The 1136-nt window shown below is 31.4% G+C and carries 1 protein-coding gene; it reads left to right on the forward strand.

The window, feature by feature from the left end:
• The first annotated feature begins 70 nt into the window (after window positions 1-70).
• Window positions 71-589 (forward strand): acetyltransferase, encoded by a 519-nt coding sequence (locus NL42_RS18375; RefSeq protein ID WP_461313844.1) that lies wholly within the window; start codon window positions 71-73, stop codon window positions 587-589.
• Window positions 590-1136 lie beyond the last annotated feature (547 nt).

Below are 1136 nucleotides of genomic sequence, written 5' to 3' on the forward strand. Positions count from 1 at the left end.
CAGCTTAATTTATGATATTTTATACAGATCTGAAGATAAAAATTAGCTATTAAATCAATAAGGATGAAGTATGTTAGTTATGCTTGATAAGCAACAACCTAAACATGCATTGATTAGTATCGATGAATATGTTCCTTTTTCTATTGAGTTTTCTGAAAATAAGTTGGCTGATATATATTGGCGATGTGGAAATGGACAAACATCCTTATTTGAACTAGGACTAAGTAATAAGGGGGAAGTAATTAATATTACTTTAGTATCGATAAATTCTAATAACATATTGAAGACTAACTATAATTTTAAAAATTCATTTCCAGTTGAAAATTTCTTACCTAAGTTTGATATCTCAGGTTGGAATGTAATATATGAGGATTATTCAAGCATATTCAAAGATGATTTTAATTATGAACTACAATTGGTTGTAGGTTTAGATTATTTAGAGTTAACTTTTTTAAATATTGAAAAATCAATGTATTACTTTAATAATGAGGGAATATATTTTGGTGTAAACTCTAACAATGAACTATCATCAATACAGTTAACTAATATCTCAAGTGAAGAAATAGAACTTATAAAAAGCAATTTTTAAGGTAGGGGAAAATAAATCTGGGATAACAAAGAACATAATATATAATTTTGCTTTTTAAGTTAGCTAACATATTTAATCAAAGTATCTAATTAAATGAAAAACAATAATTATTTAACCAATTTCTAGCCAATATCACATTGACACTCTAAACCCTGCCGATTATCCTTTGCCTGCTGACCTACATTGTCAGCCGGCTTTGACAGGCTGATTTAGACTGCATCAGAATTATTCCTTCTGAGGAATAGTTTTGTGTGTAAGCTCCTCGTCTCCTCCCGTTGCGGTAGGACGGGAGAGGGACACCCTTGGGTGTGCTGGCGTCTAACCAGTCTGTCAACCTTCTCTCGTTCTGCCACCATAATTATTTGACAGTAATTCGGTAGAACTTCTTTAGACATGAGGAGTCCTCTATGCATACTATTTCTTCTTATTTTTTGGCCTTTGCCAAGCTCTCTCTATCCATACCGCTTAACTGGTCTTTAAAACGGTTTAAACATTTATAGGTTTAGCCTTTAGATCGTTACGACTAAAAAATCATATCAACAATAAA

The sequence above is a fragment of the Acinetobacter sp. GN11 genome (assembly GCF_054823985.1).